General features: G+C 50.5%; 16 protein-coding genes and 1 pseudogene. 15 read left to right on the top strand and 2 right to left on the bottom strand.

The features are described 5' to 3' along the window. Nucleotides 1-243 precede the first annotated feature (243 nt). The 3 genes and pseudogenes from ACFQ03_RS09860 to ACFQ03_RS09850 form a co-directional block, all read left to right on the top strand. Nucleotides 244-2,676, top strand: coding sequence for a TOTE conflict system archaeo-eukaryotic primase domain-containing protein (locus ACFQ03_RS09860; RefSeq protein WP_379287830.1), 2,433 nt, complete (start codon nt 244-246; stop codon nt 2,674-2,676). 233 nt (nt 2,677-2,909) lie between these two features. Beyond that, nucleotides 2,910-4,811 carry a 3'-5' exonuclease gene (locus ACFQ03_RS09855; RefSeq protein WP_379287828.1) on the top strand — a complete coding sequence of 634 codons (1,902 nt, stop codon included), beginning with the start codon at nt 2,910-2,912 and terminating at the stop codon, nt 4,809-4,811. Further along, nucleotides 4,812-5,102, top strand: a pseudogene (locus ACFQ03_RS09850) (ankyrin repeat domain-containing protein); the annotation flags it as partial. Nucleotides 5,103-5,618: 516 nt separating this feature from the next. Here the strand turns inward: ACFQ03_RS09850 and ACFQ03_RS09845 are convergent. Further along, nucleotides 5,619-6,632, bottom strand: a complete 1,014-nt coding sequence (locus ACFQ03_RS09845; RefSeq protein WP_379287826.1) for an NAD(P)H-dependent amine dehydrogenase family protein — start codon at nt 6,630-6,632, stop codon at nt 5,619-5,621. 261 nt (nt 6,633-6,893) lie between these two features. Here ACFQ03_RS09845 and ACFQ03_RS09840 point away from each other — a divergent pair, with 261 nt between their 5' ends. The 12 genes from ACFQ03_RS09840 (at nt 6,894) to ACFQ03_RS09785 (ending at nt 22,529) form a co-directional block, all read left to right on the top strand. Beyond that, nucleotides 6,894-8,402: a LysM peptidoglycan-binding domain-containing protein gene (locus tag ACFQ03_RS09840; RefSeq protein WP_379287824.1), complete on the top strand. Its 1,509-nt coding sequence runs from the start codon at nt 6,894-6,896 to the stop codon at nt 8,400-8,402. 288 nt (nt 8,403-8,690) lie between these two features. Further along, the gene (locus ACFQ03_RS09835) at nt 8,691-9,707 is read left to right on the top strand and encodes a TIR domain-containing protein (RefSeq protein ID WP_379287822.1); all 1,017 of its coding nucleotides are present in this window, start codon (nt 8,691-8,693) and stop codon (nt 9,705-9,707) included. Beyond that, nucleotides 9,704-9,874 (top strand): hypothetical protein, encoded by a 171-nt coding sequence (locus ACFQ03_RS09830; RefSeq protein ID WP_186328446.1) that lies wholly within the window; start codon nt 9,704-9,706, stop codon nt 9,872-9,874. Before ACFQ03_RS09835 ends, ACFQ03_RS09830 begins: the two co-directional genes overlap by 4 nt. 800 nt (nt 9,875-10,674) lie before the next feature. Beyond that, nucleotides 10,675-12,072: an extracellular solute-binding protein gene (locus ACFQ03_RS09825; protein ID WP_379287821.1), complete on the top strand. Its 1,398-nt coding sequence runs from the start codon at nt 10,675-10,677 to the stop codon at nt 12,070-12,072. Between the two features lie 453 nt (nt 12,073-12,525). Beyond that, the gene (locus ACFQ03_RS09820; RefSeq protein ID WP_379287820.1) at nt 12,526-14,178 is read left to right on the top strand and encodes an extracellular solute-binding protein; all 1,653 of its coding nucleotides are present in this window, start codon (nt 12,526-12,528) and stop codon (nt 14,176-14,178) included. Between the two features lie 88 nt (nt 14,179-14,266). After that, nucleotides 14,267-15,238, top strand: a complete 972-nt coding sequence (locus tag ACFQ03_RS09815; protein WP_379287819.1) for an ABC transporter permease — start codon at nt 14,267-14,269, stop codon at nt 15,236-15,238. Nucleotides 15,239-15,250: 12 nt separating this feature from the next. After that, complete coding sequence (locus ACFQ03_RS09810; protein WP_379287818.1) at nt 15,251-16,129, top strand: carbohydrate ABC transporter permease; 879 nt, start codon at nt 15,251-15,253, stop codon at nt 16,127-16,129. A gap of 167 nt (nt 16,130-16,296) precedes the next feature. Then, nucleotides 16,297-17,349 (top strand): zinc-dependent alcohol dehydrogenase, encoded by a 1,053-nt coding sequence (locus ACFQ03_RS09805; RefSeq protein ID WP_379287817.1) that lies wholly within the window; start codon nt 16,297-16,299, stop codon nt 17,347-17,349. 584 nt (nt 17,350-17,933) lie between these two features. Next, nucleotides 17,934-19,268: an aspartate aminotransferase family protein gene (locus ACFQ03_RS09800; RefSeq protein ID WP_379287816.1), complete on the top strand. Its 1,335-nt coding sequence runs from the start codon at nt 17,934-17,936 to the stop codon at nt 19,266-19,268. Beyond that, nucleotides 19,265-20,422, top strand: a complete 1,158-nt coding sequence (locus tag ACFQ03_RS09795; RefSeq protein WP_379287814.1) for a mandelate racemase/muconate lactonizing enzyme family protein — start codon at nt 19,265-19,267, stop codon at nt 20,420-20,422. The genes ACFQ03_RS09800 and ACFQ03_RS09795 overlap by 4 nt, the downstream gene beginning before the upstream one ends. A gap of 84 nt (nt 20,423-20,506) precedes the next feature. Continuing rightward, a complete protein-coding gene (locus tag ACFQ03_RS09790) occupies nt 20,507-21,772 on the top strand; it encodes a M20 family metallopeptidase (RefSeq protein WP_379287812.1) in 1,266 nt (421 codons plus the stop codon). Further along, the gene (locus ACFQ03_RS09785; protein WP_379287810.1) at nt 21,756-22,529 is read left to right on the top strand and encodes an SDR family NAD(P)-dependent oxidoreductase; all 774 of its coding nucleotides are present in this window, start codon (nt 21,756-21,758) and stop codon (nt 22,527-22,529) included. Before ACFQ03_RS09790 ends, ACFQ03_RS09785 begins: the two co-directional genes overlap by 17 nt. A 42-nt stretch (nt 22,530-22,571) precedes the next feature. Here the strand turns inward: ACFQ03_RS09785 and ACFQ03_RS09780 are convergent, their stop codons facing one another. Continuing rightward, nucleotides 22,572-23,972, bottom strand: a complete 1,401-nt coding sequence (locus ACFQ03_RS09780; protein ID WP_379287808.1) for an extracellular solute-binding protein — start codon at nt 23,970-23,972, stop codon at nt 22,572-22,574. Nucleotides 23,973-23,979: the final 7 nt, after the last annotated feature.

Here is a 23,979-nt window from a genome sequence, read left to right as displayed (position 1 = left end):
CAGCGGAAACCTGAAGCCAAAGAACGATCTAAAAAGTATCGGCATGTAAGTTTTGAAATGACTTTGGGAACCAGCAGCAGTGGAGTAGTGTTGTATTCCCAGCTTTAGTTAAAGGTTGACCATATTTAAACAAACCTCCCTTTTCCAATAAATGTATAAGTGGTCAGCTGCTTTGGCAATTACTCAAAATTCCCGTTACAATGAAATTACCTACTATATGAATTGCAAGGATGGGGAGTCGCATTGGACAACTTGCACGAACAGCTTCGACTCGCGCGGCTAGAAATCGAACAGCTTAAACGGGAAAATGAAGAGCTTAGATGTCAATTAAAAGCAATGATACCGAAGAAGATATCTGAAGATATAAGCCAGACCGTACACATAAACCAGACTGATCAAATGAATTATTCTTATGAGCAATTAGAGCCAAAGGGTGTTCATCGGTTCTCCCCAGCGGAAGATAAAATAGAGTTATTCCGGAGTTATTTTCGCGGCCGTGAAGATGTTTATCCCATACGCTGGCAGAATAAACAGGGGAAATCGGGTTATTCACCCGCGTGCAGTAATGAATGGACCACGGTTTGCCAAAAGCCAAAAGTGAAGTGCTCGGTTTGTCCTCATCAGGATTTCTTGCCCATTACTGATTCTGTAATATCCAATCATCTGGATGCTAGGGCTGACAGAACCATAGGGCTCTACCCTATGCTTCCGGATGAAACTTGCTGGTTTTTGGCCATTGACTTTGATAAAAATAATTGGCAAGAAGATGCAGCAGCTGTAATGCGTGTCTGTAAAGAAAGGCAGATACCTGCTGCTTTGGAGCGTTCACGTTCCGGAAATGGCGGACATATTTGGATCTTTTTCCAAGAGCCGATTCCTGCAAGTTTGGCAAGAAAACTTGGCACCGCTCTATTGACTCTTACAATGAATTACAGATATCAACTGGGACTAGATTCTTATGATCGATTGTTTCCAAACCAGGATACGCTTCCGAAAGGAGGATTCGGCAATCTGATTGCCCTTCCGCTCCAAGGAGGACCACGGAAAAGTGGAAACAGTGTTTTTGTGGACGAAGCCTTTCAACCCTATAAGGACCAATGGCAATTTCTTGCGGAATTAGAGAAAATGAATGAGAAAGATGTATTGAAATTTTTACGAATGAACGATTTGGAGGGTGACCTCTTTCAAATAGACATGGTGGACTCAGACGAGGAAGCACGGTTGCAGGAGTTGGAAGCCAAGCCTGCAAACTTTCATTTCCATGAGTCAATGCCTGAAATGGTGGAATTGGTTCTTTCTAATCGAGTATATATATGCAAAAAGGATCTTTCTCCGAATGTGATCAATCGATTAATGAGGCTGGCTTCTTTTGCAAACCCTGATTTTTATAAAGCACAAGCGATGCGACTATCCACTTTCGGAAAACCTAGGGTTATTTGTTGTGCTGAGGATCTTCCAAATTATTTAGCGTTACCCAGAGGATGCTTGCAGCAGATTATAGAATTCTTTAAACAAAATCATGTCTTTACTCAGATTAAGGATGAAAGGTTTGGAGGCACCTTAATAAAAACGGAGTTTTGCGGGACGCTGTCAACGCTGCAGGATGCCGCTGCAAGGTCCATTATGGTGCATGATACTGGGATTCTATCGGCAGGAACAGCTTTTGGAAAAACTGTTGTAGCCGCCAATATTATAGCAAAGCGCAAAGTAAACACCTTGATCTTGGTACATCGTCGGGAACTGATGGATCAGTGGAAACAGAGATTGCAAACCTTTCTTGATTTACCGAAAGAATCCATCGGAGTTGTTGGAGGCGGCAGGGATAAGCGCACGGGAATTGTGGATATAGCCATTATCCAGAGCTTAAACCGAAAAGGGGTAGTAAAGGATTATATTAGCGATTACGGTCAAATAATCGTAGATGAATGCCACCATATCTCTGCTTTCAGTTTCGAACAAGTGTTGGTCAAAGCCAAAGCGAAATACGTATTTGGATTAACTGCTACTCCGAAGAGGCAGGATGGCCATGAAGCGATCGTAATGATGCAATTGGGGCCTGTACGAATGCGAATAGATACCAAGATGCAGGCCGCTTCAAGAAGCTTTTCTTTAACCGTCAATCCTCGTTACACCTCCTTCCGGTTGCCACTCCATTCGGAGAAGCTGGGAATTCAAGAAGTTTTTCAGCGGCTTGTGGAAGATGAGGAGCGAAACACGATGATTTTTAACGATTTACTGCATTGTTTGGATCAAGGACGCTCCCCTTTGTTACTTGTTGAACGGACGGCACATGTGGAGTACTTTGAGAAGCGGCTTATGAAATTTGCTAAAAATGTGATCGTTCTTCGGGGCGGAATGGGAAAGAAACAGCGGGAACATATTCGAAAGCAAATCGACAGTATTCCTGACCATGAAGAACGTCTCTTTATTGCGACAGGCAAACTAATCGGCGAAGGCTTTGATGATGCCAGGTTAGATACACTGTTTCTTGTTCACCCCATCTCATGGAAAGGCAAGCTGGAACAGTATGCAGGCAGATTGCACCGTTCTCACATCAACAAGAGCGAAGTACAAATTTATGATTATGTCGATATGCAGGTTCCTGTATTAATGGCCATGTACAAGAAACGGGTTAAAGGATATCGTACGATGGGTTATAAAGGGGCGGAGTTATAGATCGTAAGTTATCCCCTTGGTATTAGACTTTCATAACCGCCATTAGAATCCAACGACTGGGGCATGAAGCCCCGGTCTCTTTTTTGTTCTGAATTAGAATGCAAGAGAAATATAGCGTTAACCTATAACCATAAATCTGTTTTTGCAGCAATTTTTATAAATATTTGTATACTCTTTTCCAGTACAATAGTACTATAATAGGTTCTAGGTAAAAAATACTAGGAGAGACGGATATGGCTTACATGGTACCAGAAATCATTCCAAGGGGAGCGACCTCCGGGGAACGTATTTTATTCGAAACTCTAAAGGCTCATTTGCCTAGTGATTATATCGTTTACTATGAACCCGAGATTCGGGGGAGACGACCGGATTTCGTGATTATAGGCCCTGATTTGGGGCTGGTCATTTTGGAGGTTAAAGACTACACCAAGGGTACGATTTATCAAATCAATCAGGATGAATGGATTTTGCGAAATAAAGCCGGGGAATTGGTGACTGCCAAAAGTCCACTGAAACAAGCGAGGGATAATGCCCGATTAATAACAAACCATCTGAAAAAGGACCAAAACCTCGTTCAAGATAACGGTTCCTATTTAAAGTTTCCCTATGGTTTTGGGACGGTTTTTACTAGACTTAAGCAGGAGGATTTTATCAAATACGATCTATATCAAGTAATAGAGCCTCAGTTTGTATTATGCAGAGATGAAATTGATCCCGATGATGAAGCCTTCTCGCCTGAAACCTTGTGCGACAAGATACATAATATGTTTACGGTTTGGAATCGGAAAAAATATATTTTAACTAACGAAGATATTCAAGCCATCCGCTTTCACCTTTTCCCTGAGGTGCGAATTAGTGCGGAATTTAAGCCGCCTGTGACTCATCAGGATCAGCTTCTTCTGTCGCTGCATAACATTAAAACCATGGACCTCCATCAGGAAAATATGGCGAAACAGCTTGGTGATAAGCATAGGCTCATCCGTGGGGTCGCCGGAAGCGGCAAGACTCTTGTCCTGGCTAGCCGGGCTAAAATTCTGGCCAAAGCTTATCCAAACTGGAAAATTCTTGTGTTAAGCTACGGAATTCCATTATCCCGGCATTTGAAACAGATGATCGCGCGAATGATGGAAGAGCCGGATGATCTGCTGGATTTAATAAACGGCTCTTCGGCGGACAAACATGCCAAGGTAGAAGTGTATAATTTTCATGAATGGTTGAGGAACAGCCTGCAGTTGAAGGACAGCGAGATCCCCGCTTTGCTGGATAAAGTGGATAGGAAAGAAGCGATCCTGCCGACCTATGATGCCATTCTGATCGATGAAGGACAGGATTTTGAACCCGATTGGCTCAAGCTGTTAAGCTGTTGTTTGAATCCGGACACGCAATCGCTGCTCTTGGTAGAAGATCGTGCCCAGTCCATTTTCAAGAGAAGGACGAGTTTAGCCCAGGATATTGGTCTGGATTTCCGGGGACGTTCTAAAATTCTGTCTATCAATTACCGGAATACGGCGCAAATTGTTCAGTTTGCTTGGGAGTTTTACCAGGAATATTCCCTATTAAAGAATAAAGTACGGGAAGGAACTATAGAGGGTGTAGAGATCATCCCCCCACAATCTACGAAGAGAAAAGGTCCTGACCCGATTATCAAGGAATTTAGAAATATACAGGAGGAAATGAATTTCGTATCCAAATCGATAAAGTTCCTCCATAGGGAAAAGAAGATGTCGTATCACGAGATAGCTATCCTGTATCGTGTCAAGAACAGCCACCATACTTCATATATTGATGAAATTAAACAAAGCTTGGCCAAGCATGATTTGCCATATACGTGGATTACTGAGAATCCGGAGACCAAGCGGAATTTTGTCCGTGAGGAAAATACGATCAAGATTTCCACTATCGATAGTGCTAAAGGGCTTGATTTTCGAGCCGTTTTTATCGTCAATGTGGAGAGCATGCCCTTTCCGCTCGAAGAAGAGGAAGAAAGAGAGGTCTCCTTATTTTATATCGGCATGACCCGGGCTTTGAAATGGTTATTTCTGACTTACAGCGGCGAATCCAAATTCACTCAATATTTGGATAAGGTGGTTCAACAGCGGAATCAGCAAGCGTCGTCGAAGACACAATCTGGGTAAACTTTAGCTGCACGGAATGGCGATCTTGCCTGGTGAAATATTTGGTCGAAAGGGGCGCGGATGTGACCCTGATGGAAAAAGGCGGCGAGCGGGCCTACACGATTGCGGTGAGCGGTAGTAATGCGGAGATGGCCGAATACACTCCCATATCGCGATTGTCTGAATCCGAAGGCCAGATGCATCGGTAGCTACGATGAAGAGCATAGGGAATATGCGGGCCTGTGCACCTTTGGCGAGTTGTTGGCTCAGCCCGACGTTTATTTGACAAGGATGCTGGAAGGAGAATTGTAGCCCTCGTTAATTAATTCAATTAATAAAAGTAAAAGCTGATCATTCCTTAGCTTGGGAATAATCGGCTTTATTGTTTTTTCCCTGATTGGAATATGGTGATTTTTAATTTAAGGTTGATGTAAGGTCCTCTCTAGACTGGAGAAAGGTGGGTTCATTACATTTGAAACAGGGGTGCTAATCATTGGCATTAGCGTGCTGAGTCAAGAAAAGCGATTGTTGGACAAAGATATTGTCTCATCCTGTTTGAGCTTAGGAGGAATGTTTGATGAGAAAAATATGGCTGGTGCCGGGGCTCATCATCGTAATTTTGGCAGGCTTGTGGATTAAGTAATGAATTGAGGCGTCCACTAACAAGCAGAGATGCCGGACGGGACCCGAGGTCCTTGTTCCAGCATCTCTCAGTATTTTACCTTAGAAGATATTGTACTCATGTTCGTCATCTAAATAAAAAGTGGCCGCTATCGTTCTATTCACATTGGCTCGCCTTACAACTTCTTACCAAGGGATGAGAAAAGGTTACCGTACATTCCTCGTTATCGGGATATCCGCCATGGTCAGCAGCCCGCTTCCCGAGAACGAATGAATCGTTCTTGCGGTACTGACGACGATGTTGGCCGTCGCGGTATCGCCAAAGATGCCGCCGGGAACGACGATATCCAGCTTGCCCATATCTGTAGTTTCCAGAGTAATCCGGTCTTCCTGCTTGGCGCCTGCACACATAATCAGATCCAGCTCGATCGGAATATGACCCGCGGCCAGTCCGCGGGATATTTGATGGAGGCCGATCACCTCATTTTTCTTGACGGGCCCCGCAGCCAGTTCGATGTCTTCCTCGGCAATGACCGGCTCGATAGTATTAGTCACATCGGACAAGCCGAGATTCAATCCGTAAGCAATCAGCCGCAGCGATTCTTCCAGACCGACATGCCCGATGCGGTTTTGTTCCGCCAGCTGCTTGAACTGTTCCGGGGTCATACCGGCCCCCACCTTCTTCTGCAGCGGAATTCGGCGTTTGGCCACATCCACTCGGCGGGATACATGGATTGCGGAAATGTCTCGGGTGACTGAAGTGATGAACAGGGCCAGGGAATCCATGACAAAGCCGGGATTAACTCCGGTCCCAATGACGATTTGCCGGCGATCGCGGGCGTATTGGTCGATTTCCCGCGACAGTTCAGGATAACGATGCCAAGGATAGGACAATTCCTCACAGGTTGAAACCACCGAATACCCGTGGTCCAACAGCTGCTTAATTTGCGGCCACACGCTAACCAGCTTCGAACCGGTTGCATGAAGGGCGATCCTCCGGCCGCGAATCAGAGGAGTCCCGGCATCTTCTACCGTGGCCACAACCGGTATGCCGGCATGCTCTCTTCCGGCTAATTCTCCGACATCCCGCCCGATTTTGACAGGATCGATATCGACCGCGGAAATCAGGCGGACGGATTGAGTCAGCAGGCAATTCTCGACGATCTTGATTCCGATCGGTCCCAGGCCGTAGGGCAGGACTTGAATAGGTTCAGACGGCATTCGCTAATTCCCCTTTCCCAAGAGCGCGTTCGGCAGCAATTGTTTGCAAACGGCTCATCGCATGGTTTAGTATCCACAATCTAATGCTACGAGGATGTTTGTCCCATTTTTTCCCATTATATCATTTCCGGTTATTCTTCGGCCATCGATATGAAAAAATGATAGGTTAATATAACTTACATATGACAGAGCCGAATTTCGAACCCGACACGAACCGAACGAATAGTATATGGGCAAATAAACCATCGGGAGATGTGATCCATGCAGTTATCATACAGGGTTCGTTCGGGAGATACCTTATATAAGATTGCCAAGCGGTGGGAGATTCCGGTGGAGTCTCTTATATCGGCAAACCTGCTAAGCTCGCCATACACGATTTACGTCGGCCAGCGGCTCTCCATTCCTTCTGGAGCCGAAGGGCTGATCGCCTATTTCTCCAGTCGCGGCGGGCATGACGATCTATGGTTGTTTAATCCCCGTACCGGGGCGAACAGGCCGTTAACGAACGGATTGGGGGCTTCCTTCTCCACTCCGGTATGGTCGCCGGACAGCCGCAGAATAGCGTTCGCGGGCAAGAATGGAGTCGTCTATGTGGTTGGAGTCACAACCGGCTCACTTGCCGGCATCGATCAGTTGGATGAAGGAGAGGGGGGCGTATTGGATTGGTCGCCAGACGGCCGGAAGCTGGCTTACACTAAGCGGGACCGCATTCTTATCTATGACGTTGCTACACATGAAGCGCACAGCATTCAGCGGCCCGGGGCAACGGACGTCCAATGGTTCCCTGACGGTGCCCGGCTATTGTTTCAGGCTCCGGATGCTTCCGGCATCAGCCAGTTATACCGAATACGCACGGACGGAACGGGTCAGCAGCAGATAACGCGGAATACGGAAGGCCCTCTTCACAATGTCCGGCTTTCGCCGGATGGGGCTTTTGCTCTGTATACCACTCCCGGCGTCAGTATTTCGATTATTCATACTGTGGAATTAGCGACCGGTCGAGTGTATGAAGTGAAAGGGGGGCCGCTCGCCAAAAACTACTTCCCGGAATGGTCCCCCGATTCTATGCATATTGCATACAGCGCCACCGCATTCGAAGAAGGGCGCGGGTATTACTCGCAGATCCGAACCGTAGGACGCCGGGGAGACAATGATCGGGTAAGGGCGGTCTCCGATTGTTTTGCCACACCGGTCTCCTGGTCGCCGAATGGACGGAAGATCGCTTATTTGTCCGGTTGTACGGAGCAGGATTTCGCTGACGAAATGTGGGTGGTCGACCTTCGGCACCCCGAGCCTATCCGATGGCTGGACGGAATCAGGATCACCGCCCTGCAGTGGTCGCCGTCTGCTGACGTCGAACGCCCGGAGAAAATCACTTATTTCAGTCCGGTCTATAAGATCAGACTGCTGTATCCTTCGCATTGGCATAGGGTAAACGATGAAAGATATGAGGGGCCGGACGGGTTCTTTCAAGTGTCGGCCATTTCCGCGGAGGCTGATCTGGGTCAGGTGTGCCGCGGGGAAGCCTTTCATCCTTTAAGGCCCTATGGCTCCCAGCCTCGAATCATTAAAGCGCGGGTGAGCGGACAGGAAGCCTGCTTCATCCTTCCCTCCAAAGACCAGCCTGCGGAGATGAAAGGACAGAGCGCGCTAATTGCCAGGTACCCGCGACCGGTTGTTATCGGAGGGACTGTCTATCCGTATTTTATCTTGTGGGCGGATAGGGGGCATATCGCCGGGCTTTCTTCCACCTTGGCCTTCGTACCGTAAGGTTCGCCGGTTAACTTGCTCCTGTCGGTTTCCACAATGAAGTAGGGGTTGTCGCCCCTTAAATTGGAGAAGACCGCATCTTGCCAAGCCGTAACGAGGGCCGGGAGAGGCGCGTATTGTTAAAAGACATGCAGAGGAAGTACATGTCTTTTGACGGAAATCCGGTAAAACTCGCAGAAGACGCGCAAAAATGCATGTCATTTCCCGCTTCCCCCTCATTCTAAGGTCCTGTCCAATCTTTTTATGTTATAATGTGGAAAGTAGATCATACCTTATCTGGGGGAGCGTATGAGCAAACCGGCCGTATTTATAGGATCATCCAAGGAAGCGATTCCTATCGTTAATGCCGTCCAGGAGGAGCTGGAGCATTTCGCGGTTGTCACTCCGTGGCACCGGGGAGTCTTTCAAGTGAATCGCTATACGATGCAGGATTTGGAGCAGCAAATGCAAGAGAGTGATTTTGCCGTGTTTGTTTTTCATCCCGACGATGTCACCAACTTCCGCGGCAAGCTGTATTATACTACGAGGGATAACACGGTCTTTGAAATGGGGTTGTTCTGGAGCAAGCTGGGCAGAGAACGCGTCTTCTTCCTCGTCCCTAAAGATATTCCCGAGCAGGAGGACGGTGATGAATCACGGATTGAAGGCTTCCGAACGCCTTCCGATTTATTCGGCATGACCACTCTCACTTATCCCTTTCATTCACAGAATTGGAATGCCGCCGTCGGCGTAGCCTGCGGGAAAATCGGCGGAATCATCGAACGGCTCGGCCGCAAAGAGCCTGATCCGTTAGTGCTTCTTCGGGAATCCGAGGAGGAGAGGGACCGATTATTGAAAATCATCGGTTTTTTTGAAGAATTGAATGATAAGGCAGCCTTGGATACGGCGTTATATAATAAAATGTGCAGAGCCCTCCGGCTTTCCTTCTTGTCCAGCCCTTATACCGTGAGCGGAGCCGCCCTGTTCAAAGCGTTCGAGGACGTCATCCGGCAGGTCGGAAGCGACGGGGTAGGCCGGATCGGGCTGGAATATTCCCTTAATGCCAACAAAGACAAGAAGCCCGGGGATGAAATTATCCACGTTGTGGACGTTCATACGAATGGAAATGTCACGTTCAGCCAGCGCAACCGCAAATCTGTTGTGAAGGAATACATCTTATGTTATCCTTTAGCTAAGAGATACGTCTTTACTATTCATCTTAGAGGAACCACTCAGGTTACACCCCGGCATTTTGAAGAAATCTGCTATCTCAATAAACCTTTGTTGGATTCAATCCATGATTTATTAGGAGGGGAATCAACATGAGCCATAAACCAAGGCAGGCATTCAGGAAATCTGCACTTAAGCCTTCCACGCTCAAGCATGACGAGGGAACCAAGATTGTCCTTGCACCTTCCTTAGACGGACACGATGAGATGTATACCGTCCTATTTGAGAAGAAGGCGGAATACGGAAAGCCTATATACAAGTAAAATATCAAGCCGCATCCGCGAGGATGCGGTGTTTTACTACTTAGGCGGCAATATGTACGGTGTGATTGTGGTGCAGAACAAAGATTCCTACTGGCACAAAAAGCTTCCGCTAATGCCGGGTTATTCATCATCGAGAGGGGCTTCCCGCAAAGTACCCGGAATAAGCTTCGAAGGTCATACGTCACTTGTGGGGTTTTTTCCAGGGCTCCGTTTGGAGCTTTTTTAATTTTTCCGGCGGAGGCAGCGATTTTTCTAGTAACCTTTTTCGGGACGTGCACTTTATCTGACAGGTCGGAGTGCCAGGGGAATCGGCGTAGGTGTCTAAATGGATTTCATCCAGTTAGTTTTACTCTTTTAGGGTGAAATTCGAAAACTAACTGGAAAACCTCCATATATTTTATATAAAAAGTGGAAAATTGGCCAAAATTCTCGATTCTAACTGTATATTTTCCACTTAGTTTAATCCTTTTCTACCATTCACTTTATTCTACCTGTATAAAATCCAGTTAGATCCAGCCAGATGGCTCCTCCCAACTTCCCACAGGCGAAAATGGAAAATATCGCTCCCATTAATCAGCCATAATTTGCATCAACGGGTGGTGCTGCGGGCGGCGTGAAGATCAATGTCGGTTACGGGCGGAATCGTCTCACCGCTCGCTGGGGGAAAGTGATCGGCTTCTGGTTAAGGGGGGCAAGCCCCTTCTATACGCCACCGCTCCCCCTCAGTTGACAGGTTATCTTCGTTTGTAGAAAATAAGGGTATCTGATGTAAAACTATTAACCGTTGGGAGTTTTCATACATGAATAGTAAATCAGGACGCCAATCGTTCCAGGAACGGTTGGACCGTATGGTGGGCAAGCTGCGGACGGACATATTGAGCGGCATTCGTCAGCCTGGAACCTATTTGCCTTCCGAGAGCGCGTTGGCCAAGCAGTTCCAATTAAGCAATAAATCGGTCCGCAGAGGGTTGGAGCAGCTTGTGGAAGAGGGCCTTATTGTCAAAATCGACCGGGTAGGCAGTATGGTGATGGAAACGGCGCGCGAGAAGATCAGAATTAATTTCGGCTGCAACTCCTCATTGACCAGCGACTTCATGCTGGACGAGCTGCTTGTGGAATTCCACCGGTTGAATCCCGGTATTCATGTCCGGCCCATCACCTTGAACCGGTTCGATCACGTTCAATCGGCAGGCGAGCTGATGGATAACGGGCTCCTCGATGTCGTTTCCTTCAACAGTCTGCAGTTTCAGGAAATGGTGGAGAGCGGGTTCGATTCATTGCTCGAGCCGCTGGAGAAGGACACGTCCCTTTATCCGATCGCCAATGAAGCCTTTATCCATCAAGACCAGCTGCTGGCCTACCCGATCTCCTTCTCGCCCGTGGTGCTCTGTTATAACCGGGCGCACTTCCGGGAAGCGGGGCTGCCTGAGCCTGACAGCTACTGGACGTGGGAGGATCTGATCGATGCCGCCGTTAAGCTGTCCGAGAGGCGGGGCCGGCATGCGATTTATTTCGTCCCAGCTTCGGAAAACCGCTATTCCGTCTTCCTGCTTCAGAGCGGGCTAGACTGCGTGGAAGAGGCCGAGGACGGGGGGTTGGCTGCCCAAACAGCGAACAGCCTCAGAATTTACAGCAAGCTGGTCAACAATCATACGATTTTTCCTAAATATTTGGCCGGAGATTACGAGGATGCGACCATCCCTTTGTTCGAGCAGGAGCAGGTCTCGATGATTCTGACCACTTACTTTAACCTGAACGAAACCAAGCATTTGCCGCTGGACTATGATTTGGCGCCTCTACCGACCCTGAAGCACCGGGACCCCCAGAAGACGCTCATCATTACGATAGGAGCGGCCGTTGCCGCGAATTCGCGGGAGAAGGAAGCCGCCCGGAAATTAGTTGATTTCCTCATCTCTCCGGAAGCGCAGAGGTTAATAAGGGAAAGAACGGTCAGCATTCCCGCACGGAAAAGCATGGCCGAAATGAATGTCGACAACGATATCAACCGTCCTTCCCGCTACTTGATGTACCGGGAAATGTTTCCGACGTTTTACTATCACCGGGAGCTGGGCCTGCCCATCCATGCGTTGAAAAGCTTCCGGAAAAGCCTGAACGCCTATTGGTCCAATATGATTGATGAAGAAGAGCTGCATCGGGAATTGAGTAAGTGGATGAGGCAATCGAAGCAATTAATTTGACAGATGACGAAGCGATAGCGGTGAAGGAAGACCGCTATCGCTTCTTTTTTTTGCGCCGGGGACTTGGATGTTTTCGTTGACAACGCTTACTTATCAAAATATAATCAATGTAAATCAGTTGTATATCAGATATGGGATAATATTGCCCAAAAATAACGATTGTGGGAATCAAATTGGAATCAATATTTCTCTTTCTATATACAACTTGCTGACTTTTTGAGTAGGGGAGGTGTTCTTCTCCAGACGTTGTGTCTGGTTTGAGAACGATTGATACGCTTCCTAGACGGCTGGAACCAGCCTGCTGCCGCTTAGAGCGGGGAGCGATGTCGTTGGTCGGGGAAGAGAAGGAACTGCCAATCAGGTAAGCGCTTTAAAACAGACCTAATGTATTTCTAATGTTTACTGATGTTTGTGTGAATTACCATCCACATAAGGATTAAGGGAGGTCAACAGATGAGCACCGGAAGAAGGAGCAAGAGCCATCTAAGTATTGCTGTCCTGTTAGTATTCGTACTTATATTATCCGCATGTTCGGGCGGCAAGGCTGAATCGGTTAAAGAAGAGACACCTAATCAGGGGAACAGCCAGGAAAACGCGAGCGACAAAAGGGATGTAGGCGGACTTAAACTGCCGATAGCAGATAAGAAGCTGGAATTGTCCTTGTGGGCGCCAAGCGGTGGCAACTTCAGGGGGAAGGATTTTAACGAGAAGCTGTCCTTTCAGAAAATGGAGGAAAACACCAACATTCACATTCAGTTCCAGCACTCTACCGAAGCCAGTGCGGAAGCGTTCAGCCTGTTAATGTCCTCCGGCCAGCTTCCCGACATGATCTTCAATGAAGCATGGGACAGGGAAGCCGGCAAGTACGGTCAGAAGGGAGCCCTGCTTCCGTTAGAGGACCTGATCGACAAGCATGCTCCCAATATTAAGAGAATTCTGGACGAGAATCCGGAGATCCGCGGGCAGATCACTTCTCCGGACGGACATATCTTCTATCTTCCCAACCTCGTTCTGGATTCGGAGAATTTGACCCAGATGTTCCCGCAGGTAAGGAAGGACTGGATCGATAAGCTGGGGCTGAAGATGCCGGAAACGATCGATGATTGGTACGAAATGCTGAAGGCGTTCCGCGAGCAGGACCCTAACGGAAATGGCAAGCAGGATGAAATTCCGTTCGTCACCGTCAATCTCAACAATGTCATGATGACCTTCGCTCCGGCCTTCGGGGTGGAATTCGGATTCTTCGTCGAGGACGGCAAGGTGAAATACGGTCCGCATGACCCCCGCTTTAAGGAAGTCGTCGAATTCCTTAACAAGCTGTACAACGAGAAGCTGCTCGATCCCAACTATTTGGTGGATACTACCTTCCAGACCTTGACCGAGAAAGTCACCACCGATCTGGCAGGGGCCTGGTTCGGATGGTCCGGCTCCTATATGGGCAACTTCACCACTCTGATGGAAGGCAAGCATCCGACCTTTGAAATCGCTCCCGCACTGCCTCCCAAGGGGCCTCGCGGGGACCAAAGACACGTCTCCTTCCGTTGGCCTGCTGCCGGAGTGGGACTGGCGGTTTCCTCCCAGACCAAGCATCCGGAGGAAGTGATCCGATGGCTCGATTATCAATACTCGGAGGAAGGCGTTCTTCTCAACAACTTCGGAGTAGAGGGGAAATCCTACGATTTGGTTAATGGGGAGCCCGTTTACAAGAAAGAGGTCACTCATCCGGAGGACGGATTGACCAACACCCAAGCGCTGCTGAATCATACGATCGGTGGAGGAACGTGGGCGACGATAGCGGATCCCCGCTATGCCGAGCAGATCCGTATAGCGAACGGCCAGACGGAAAATCCGCTCGAGCTCTACGGAAAGTACATTGATTTCGACGCCAAGCTGCCTCCCGTTCAATTCACTCCGCAGGAGAATGACGTGATCGTGCCGATGATGGCCGACATTGATACTTATGTGAACGAAACGATCAACGGGATCATTATGGGCCGGATTCCGGTGGACAGCTACGACAATGTCATCAGCCAACTGGAGAAAATGGGGATTACGAAGGTGCTGGAGCAGTATCAGTCGGCCTATGACCGGTTCAGAGGAAAATAAGACGAGAGTTGGCAACAGAGGCGCTCCCCGAATCCGGGGGGTCCTCCTCCTTCATTAAGAAGTACTGCCGGGAAAGGAGACCATCTTCATGGCATCACCGACGGAAGTGGAGAAAATCGGAAGCGCCAAACCTGCAATGAGGAAAAAGCCGATGCTTAGCCGAATGAAGCCGCTGATTGCGAATCGATATTTATACCTGATGCTTCTTCCGGTTATCCTTTATTTCATTATTTTTGAATATAAACCGATGTATGGCGCCATCATTGCCTTCAAGGACTTCAATCCATATCAGGGAATATGGGACAGTCCGTGGGCGGGATTTAAGCATTTTCAGCGCTTTTTTGAAAGCTATTATTTTTGGCGTCTGTTGAAAAATACGTTCTTGATGAGCTTCTATTCCCTAATCGTTATATTTCCGGCCTCAATCACTTTTGCTTTACTGTTGAATGAAATCCGAATCAAAGCGTTCAAATCGGTGGTACAGACGATTTCCTATCTGCCGCACTTCATATCGCTAATCGTCATATGCGGAATGATTATCGATTTTACCAAGCCGGACGGGATTATTAACGGGCTGCTCCAGGCGATCGGTGTCATTCAGGAGCCCATTCAGTTCCTGATTCTTCCCGAATGGTTCCGGACGATCTATGTCGGCTCCGGTTTGTGGCAGAGCGTGGGCTGGAACTCGATCATTTATCTGGCGGCTCTGTCCGGCATCAATCCGAGCTTGTATGAAGCGGCCGTCGTGGATGGCGCGGGGCGCTGGAAGCAATTGATTCATATTACGATCCCGGGCATTATGCCTACCGTGCTGATCCTGTTGATTCTGAATGTGGGAACGCTGTTGAATGTCGGCTGGGACAAAATCATTCTGCTGTACAACCCGGCCACCTACGATACGGCGGATGTCATTTCCACCTTTGTCTACCGGAGAGGGATCATGGAGGCGGACTACAGCTTCTCGGCGGCCGTCGGACTTTTTAACTCCGTCATCAATTTTTCACTGTTAGTGATCGCCAATCGCATCAGCAGAAAAACGACCGAGAGCAGTTTATGGTGAGGGGGCATTCCATTGGTTGTTAAAAAAAGCTGGGGAGAAAAGTTGTTTGACGGTTTTAATCTGCTGTTTTTGCTCTTGTGCTCCATTTTATTTCTATATCCGATGTGGTATGTGCTGGTCTCCTCTTTCAGCGATGCATACGCGATCGCTTCGGGCCAGGTCAAGCTGCTGCCTGTAGGCTTCAATCTGAATGCTTACAAGCTGGTGTTCTCCGATCAAAATATATGGTCTTCTTACGGCAATACCATTTTCTATGTGGTTGTTGGAACGATCATTAACCTGATTATGACCACTCTGGGCGCATACCCGTTATCCAGAAGAAATTTACACGGAAGAAATTTCGTGATGGCTTTTATCGTATTTACGATGTTTTTCAGCGGGGGGCTCATTCCGGCTTACCTCAATATTCGTGAATTGGGCTTGTTCGACACTCGCTGGGCCTTGATTCTGCCCGGGGCGGTCAATGCCTTTAACCTGATCGTCATGAGAACCTTCTTCCAGTCCATTCCGGACAGCTTGATCGAATCGGCGAAGATAGACGGAGCGCATGATTTCAAGGTGCTGTGGAAAATTGTTCTCCCGCTGTCGATGCCCGTGCTGGCGGTGATGACGCTGTTCTATGCGGTAGGACATTGGAACAGTTGGTTCTCGGCAATGATTTACTTGCAGGACCGATCTTTATTTCCGCTTCAGCTCATTCTCAGGGAGATTCTCATTCAGTCATCGGCCCAGAACATGCTGACCAATGCGACGCAGGATGAGGTCCACCGCATAAGTGAATCGATTAAATACGCCACCATCATTGTGGCCACCGTGCCTATCCTGATGATCTATCCTTTCCTGCAAAGATATTTCGTCAAGGGAGTGATGATCGGGGCGCTCAAGGAATAGACCAAGAATTTTCGTAAAAATGACGGCAGGGAACCCGTATTTATGCGCATTTTTAGGCATAGTTTTGTCCCGAAGGCACTTTTTCAACAGTCTGCTTAGATTTAACTCAAATCCGATAGAGACTCGTGCAGGTAGCTTTTCGTCCAGAAAGGAAAGGGGAGAACCACATGAAAGCTGTTGTATCACACGAAGGAAGCATCCGCATGGCAGACGTTCCCGATCCGTTGCTGGAAGAAGGGTTCGTGCTGGTTCAGACGGAATATTCAGCAATCAGTCCGGGAACGGAGCTGATGATGAACGGGCATAATTACGCTGCACCTACCATATTAGGCTATAGTGCGTCGGGAGTCGTCCGGAAGGTCGGGAAGGATGCCCGCTTGGAGGTCGGACAGAGAGTCGCCTGTTATGGAGCCCCCTACGTCAAGCATGCGGAATGGCTGGCGGTTCCCAAGCATTTGGCCGTTCCGGTTCCCGATTCCGTTACCCTCAAGGAAGCCTCTACGGTCGGCTTGGGTGCTATTGCGGTGCATGCGCTTAGACAAGCATCTCTCCAGTTTGGAGAAAGCGTGCTCTTGATCGGTGCGGGAATCCTCGGACAACTGACGGCCCAGATTGCCCGGGCGGCCGGATATCGCGTCATTGTTCACGATCTGCTGGAGGCTCGCTGCCGGAAGGCGGAGGAACTGGGCATCCGGCATGTATGCCGGAGTGCGGAGGAAGTCGAGAAGACGATAGGCTTGCTTACAGACGGCCAAGGCGTCGATGCGGTGCTTCTCTGTGCCGGAGGCAAGACCGGCGAACTGATGGATCAGTCGCTGGAGTGGATCCGGGACCGCGGCAAGGTGCTGGTGGTGGGCGACTTGAAGATGGATTTCTCCCGCGAGCGGCTGTTTGCCAAGGAGGCTCAGGTGCTCATCTCTCGTGCGGGAGGGCCGGGGCGTTATGACCCGCTGTATGAAAAGGGGGGCTTGGATTACCCGATCGGCTACGTTCGTTGGACGGAAGGCAGGAACATGGCGGAATATATTCGTCTTATGGCTGAAGGAGATATCCGGGTAGAGCCGCTGATTACGGATGTTTATCCGATCGAACAATGCTCGGCCGCTTTTCGGCGGTATGCCGAGGCACCCCACGATATACTGGGCGCAGTGCTGGAGTATCCGGCGGCCGCTCAACAGGAAGGCGGCAAGGAAGAAGCGTCAGCCGGCGGGAAGAGATGACGGTGATTAGGCTTGGGGTACACCGCGACAAGTACCTGCAATTGTGACGGGACTGTCTGGAAGAGCTTCTAAAGCTGATAAAGCTACTAAATCTACTAAAGCAAATAAAGCTTATAACGCCCCGAAGGCTTCTAAAGCACCAAAAGCACCTGTAGCACATGAGGTACCCTTGTAAAGCTCGTAAAGCGCCCAAAGCGCCCAAAGCGCCTAAAGCGCCTAAAGCTCCGAAAGCGCCCATAGCTCCAAAAGACCAGCGATAATGCAGGTCTTCAGATGGATTTTAGTAAAAATGGGCCAAAGACAAACAAATGTGCAGGTCTTTTTCGCCATTTTGCTGATTTTCCGTTTTTTGCGGTGAAAGACCTGCAGTTTTGCTCGTCTTTTCCGGGATTGATCGAATTCGGGCAAAAAGACGGTCTTTAAGGCATTGCGCCAGCGGCGGTCTCGGGGAACCGGATTTTACATGACTAGAGCGATGGAAGCCTAAGAATGTGCCGGTACGGTACGATAATACGAACAAATATTGTGAACTACCGCCACGCCCTGGTTAAAAAAAATTTAGGATGAATGGAGAGGAACAAGCGGTGATCCAGTTGAAAACCGAAGCCAGTCAGGCATTGTACGAAGAAGCAAACCTTTATACGCCGGGGGGAGTCCACACCTCCATCCGCAATGTGGAGCCCCACCTGGTCTTCACCAGAGCCGAAGGGGCCTACATTTATGATGCGGACGGCAATAAATATATCGATTATCAGGCGGCTTTCGGGCCGTATATCCTCGGCCATAACCACCCGTATGTTAACGGGAAGGTTATAGAGGCGCTGCAGAGAACCGATCTGTTCGGCAACGGAACGACAGACCTGGAGATTGAGCTTGCCAAGAAAATTTGCAAGCATGTGCCCTCCGCCGAGCAGGTGCTGTTCTGCAATTCCGGCTCAGAGGCGACCTACCATGCGATCCGCCTTGCCCGGGCGGTAACCGGTCGGCCCAAGCTGATCAAGTTCCAGGGCTGCTATCACGGCTGGCATGACTATGTAGCCAGAAATATGTTAAGCGCCTGGGATATGGTCGGCAAGCGGGATCCGGGTTCGGCCGGAATGCTTGAGGAAGCGCTGGACAATACGCTGATCTGCACCTACAACGATCTGGCGGATGTTGAGCAGACGCTGCAGCGGGAAGAGGGCAGCGTCGCGGCCATTATCGTCGAGCCGATTCCTCATAACATTGGCTGCATCCTGCCGCGCGAAGGCTTCCTGGCGGGATTGAAGAAGCTGTGCGAAGCCCACGGCGCGCTGCTTATTTTCGATGAAGTCATTACCGGCTTCAGGCATGATATCGGCGGCTTCCAGAAGGTGGCCGGGGTTACTCCGGATTTGACAACGATGGGCAAGGCGATGGCCAACGGTTTTCCGATCGCCGCTGTCGCCGGCAAGCGAAAGTATATGGAACGCTTCAACACGAAGCCGGGCGGAGACGTATGGTTCGCCGGAACTTATAACGGTCATGCGGTCGGGACTGCAGCGGCGATAGCTACTATTGAGCTGATGGAGCAGGAGCCGGTTCATGAGACTATTTTCAGGCTGGGCGATCATGTCCGCTCGGAAATTAGAGGCATTCTGGACCGCTTGGGCATCCAGGGTGTGGTCAGCGGCTTCGGCTCGGTATGGACCACTTACTTCATGGATTTCGAGCCCAAGCATTACGCAGAGCTGCAGCATAACGATGCCGAGTTCTATGTTGCTTACCGCAAGAAATTGATGGAGAAAGGCATTTTCAAGCTGCCGATGAATCTGAAACGTAATCATATCAGCTACAGTCATACGCAAGCGGACATCGACTATACATTGGAAATGATCGAGACCGTGCTGAAAGAATTGAAATCTTCTTACAAGCAAGGAACGGAGGCCGGAAAAGCATGAAAATCACGGACGTCAAAACTTATATTGTCGGAAACGAATGGAAGAACTGGGTCTTTACCCAGGTAGAAACAGACGAGGGCATCACCGGGCTCGGAGAAGCGACATTGAACGGATTTGCCAAAACGACGGAAGCGGCTATTCATGAATTGAAGCGTTTTGTTATTGGCAAGGACCCTTTCGACGTAGAGCAGCATTCCCTGAAGCTGTTCCGGGATTTCTATTCCGACGGAGGCCAAATTCATGGGGCGGCACTGTCCGGCATCGAGTATGCTTGCTGGGATATTATGGGCAAGGCACTGAATGTTCCGGTCTACAAGCTGCTGGGGGGCAAATGCCACGAGCGGCTTCGCGTATACGCCAATGGCTGGTACCGTACGGCTCGCACTCCCGAAGGCTTCTACGAGCAGGCGAAGAAGGTGGTGGCCAAAGGCTACACCGCCCTGAAATTCGACCCGTTCGGTTCGGCGTGGAGAGTCGTCGACCGCAAAGATTTTCAGCTTGCTCTGGAAATCATCGCGGCCGTACGCGAAGCGGTAGGGCCGCATACCGATATTTTGATCGAAGGCCATAACCGGTTTAGCGTGCATACTGCACTCCAGTTCGCCGATGCGATGAAGAAATACGAGCCGACCTGGTTCGAAGCGCCGGTTCCTCCGCAGAAAATTTCGTCCATGGTGGAAGTGGCCAAGCGCAGCCCGGTTCCGATTGCTTGCGGAGAGGATTACTACTGCCGGGAGCAGTTCTCCGAGCTGCTGGCGCATAATGCCGTGCATATCATCCAACTGGAGCCCCAGTATTTAGGCATTACAGCCGCCAAGCAAATCTGTGCCATGACGCATGCGAACAACGGCGTAATTGCACCTCACAGCGCGCAAGGTCCGCTATGCTCCCTGGTTTGCGCTCATTTGAATACGGCGACGCCGAACTTTTTTATCCATGAAATCTTCGACGACTTCAATAGCGACTGGACGCAGCAGATCATCAGCCATCCGGTAGAAGTGAAGGACGGCTATATCGAGCTGAGCGATCGACCGGGCTGGGGAGCGGAGCTGAATATCGAGCTGGCGAAGCAGCATCCGTATAATCCGGGGCATTTTCTGCCGTTGTTCAGGGATGGTTGGGAGAAAAGATTGGCCGTGTCCGAAGAAGCTTAAAAATCCTGCTTATTGAGAGAATTTGCCTAGCTTCTTCAAATTGGAAAAGCCTAAGAGAAGCCGGAAAGGAGAGGAGGCTGCAGGATGAAACCGGAATCGCCGGAAGGGAATCACCGCGAAGGAAATCCCGGCAACGAACAGAGCAAGTGTGACACCTCACGGATGGCATCGTTGCTGTCGCAGATCCAAGTAGACCGGATCGTTCAAAATACACTGGATCTGGTCAATATCGATAGCATTACGGGAAATACTGTGGCTATATCCGAATTTTATCAAAGCCTGCTGGAAGCTGTCGGCTGCCGGGTGGAGCGTCACGAGCTGTATCCCGGAAACCCTACCCTGGTCGCTGAATTTGGCAGCCCGGGTCAGGGGCGCAAGCTGGTCTTCAACGGGCACATGGATGTCGTGCCGCTGCCGCATACGCTGGCCAAAATCGAGAATGGCCGCCTGTACGGCCGAGGGAGCTGCGATATGAAAGGCTCTCTGGCCGCCATTGTCGAAGTGCTGCGAGTCCTCCATGACAACAAGCTTCAGTTGAACGGACAACTGATGGTCATTGCCAACAGCCTGCACGAGAGTCCCGGAGGCAGAGGGGAAGACTTGACGGAGCTGACCCGCCGGTTCAACTGGCAGGCGGATGCGGTTGTAGTGATGGAAGGGGCCACCACCGAATGCACCGTCGCCCAGATGGGCTCTGCCACCTTCCGTATCGAAGTGGTTCGGGAGGGAGAGCCCAGCCATCAGCTTCATACGCCGGAGGGGACTCCCCATCCGATCACCGTAGCGGCGGAGATGATCCTGGCGCTGAACCGGCGTAACGCGGAATTGGCGGAACGGGAAATAGCGGACATTGGGACGGCATCTTATTTCGTAGGCTCGGTTCACAGCGGGGAATTCTATAACCAGATGCCTAATCGGGCCGTCATGGAAGGCGTCAGACGCTATGGCCCGGAGGAGCGGTTCGAGGAAATCGAACGGGAGCTTAGCGAGATGGTCAAGCAGGTAGCCGACCGGCATCAGGTGGATATCCGGCTCGCTATCGAGAAGGTGCGTGACGGTTACCGGATAGACCGGGACGGTCCGGCTGTCGAGGCGCTGATCGAAGCGATCCGTGAAGTCAGAGGCGCAGAAGCTCCCAAGGTGGGCAAGAAGCTGGTGACCGATGCGGGAATTTTCGTAAATGCTTGGGGAATCCCCGCCTTGTGCCATGGCCCGGACCAAACGTCCGCTCATGGAGAGACGGAGTATGTGGAGCTTCGGGAGCTTGAAATGACCGCCCAGGTATATATGACGCTCATCGGCAAATATGTTGGGTGGACCGGAGGGGACAACGATGCGGCTATGCAATAAAAAAGCGGTCATAACCGGCGGCGCCAGGGGAATCGGGCGGGCGATCGCGGAGCTTTTTGTCAGTGAGGGGGCGAGGGTATACGTCCTGGACTGCAGGGAGGAAGAGCTGTCCTCTCTGCAGGCGATTCCCGGATTTACGGCAGGCGGCAGCCGAACGGCCGTCTGCGATTTGACGGATGAAGCTTCGGTCGACAGAGTGACGAATGCCATCGAGCAGGAATGGGGAGCACTGGATATTCTCGTCAACAACGCGGGAATTGCCGTGCGCGAGCCCTTCCTGCAAATTCCGGCAGATCACTGGGACCGGATTATGAATGTCAACGTCGGCGCCATGTTCCGGTTGAGCCAATGGGCTTCCAACATAATGGCACATCAGGAAAAGGGAGGAGTCATCATCAATATGTCCTCCAAGAACGGTCTGGCCGGGAGTACTTATCTTGCGCATTACAATGCATCCAAAGGTGCGGTGGAACTGCTTACCCGCTCGATGGCGGCGGAGCTGGCCCCGTATGGGATCCGCGTGAACGCGGTCGCCCCCGGTTTTATCGATACCTCCATCAATGACGATCTGAAGAAGGATGGGGAACAGCCCTTGAATCTCGGTGAATTGGCGGCCCGCACTCCGATGAAGCGGCTGGGAACGCCCCGGGAGGTGGCCAACGTCTTCCTGTTCTTGGCTTCTGACGAAGCCTCTTATGTCACAGGTACAACCATTTTGGTGGATGGAGGCCATTTGGCCAATGCCGCGGACTTCTAAGACTGCGGTGCCTAATTGTACAAAAAGGAGTTCCTTCCGGGATTAAAAATCCATTGGACTCCCATGCTGCCCAGGCGGCGCCGGCATTTGCTCCACCCGCTTGCAGAAGGCTTCCTCGCTTTCGAGACCGGCCCAGTACAGCTTGGCTTCCTGATGGATGGCGGCAAGCTCTGATGCACGGATGCGCAAGGCCGAGAAATAACGGAATTCCGGGATCGTTTCGCGGAACAGCGCAAAGCGGGAGGGCCGATAGAGCGTTTCCCGGCCGGACCATTCCGCAGCCGTTATCCGGGCCGGCAAACTGTATGTATGCTGTCGGATGATAAGCTGGGATGAATGTGAAATAAGGAACTTAACCAATTGGACAGCCGCTTCCTTCACCGGGGAGCGGCTGTTGATCGCCAGGCCGGTACTAAGCAGCAGAGTCCCCGGCATACCCTGGTGTGGGACGGGGGCGATATCGAACGGCAGGGACTTTTCACGCAAATAGTTTAAATAAAAGTAGCTCGTCATAATCATGGATGCCTTGCCTTGGGCCAGCAGATGTTCCGATTCTCCCGTCACTACCCCCGCCGATAACAAGGGGAGCTCCCGGATCAGGGTCCGGCAGAAGCGAATCGCCTCCATCATGGCGGTTCCGGCCAGCTTAATCCTTCCATCTCCGTATCGTTCGAAGGTTTCGCCGGTCTGTAGCAGAAGCAGGGGCCATCTGTGAAGGGAAAGCAGGTCGCAATGGAATCCGATTCGTTCGCCGGGCTCGCTTAGACGGGTGGAATTCGCGATGATATCCGTCCACCGCCAACGGCCGTCCGGCTCCGGAATGTTCTTCTCCGCGAAGTGCTGCCTGTTATAACAAAGAATAAGCGGCGAAAAAATAAACGGCTGAGCCAGCAGAGCCCCGTCGTACGTGAAGCCGTCGGACAAGAAGGGATAGATGTCCTTCTCACGCTCCAGCGGGGCCAACAGATCGCCGTGGCCTTTTTCCATAAGCATCTGGAAGCTCGTGTAGTTTATCATGACGGCATCTGCAATGCCGCCCGTCAAATAGTCGGGAAGCTGTCTATAGCTCTCGCTGGAAATCGGTACCGTCTGAACCCGGATGTGCGGAAACCTCTCATGAAACAGCTCTAACAGATGCTCCAGCCTGGCTTCGGCGGCAACCGAAGAATGGGTTCCCAGCTTGACGGTAACGAGAGGGCTCCCGGAGGAGCCGATGACGACATTGCCGACCCGCGGAATCTTGGCGATCAGCCCCTCCGAAACAAGCTTATCCAGCCCTTTGCGAATGGTTAGATTGCTTAATCTGTATTGCTGCGAGAGAGTCTTCTCGGAAGGCAAATGCTCGCCGGGCTGCCGCTTGCCGGAAACAATATCCTCCCTCAAGCTCCGGATAAAGTCGTTCAACCGCATGCGCGACTGCTCGCGCTGGTTCTGTTTTTCCATAAGTATG

This window comes from Paenibacillus residui (assembly GCF_042677205.1).
In the GTDB taxonomy this organism is placed as follows: domain Bacteria; phylum Bacillota; class Bacilli; order Paenibacillales; family NBRC-103111; genus Paenibacillus_L; species Paenibacillus_L residui.
The sequence above is the reverse complement of the archived record's forward strand: the minus strand, read 5'-3'. Positions and strand labels throughout refer to the sequence as shown.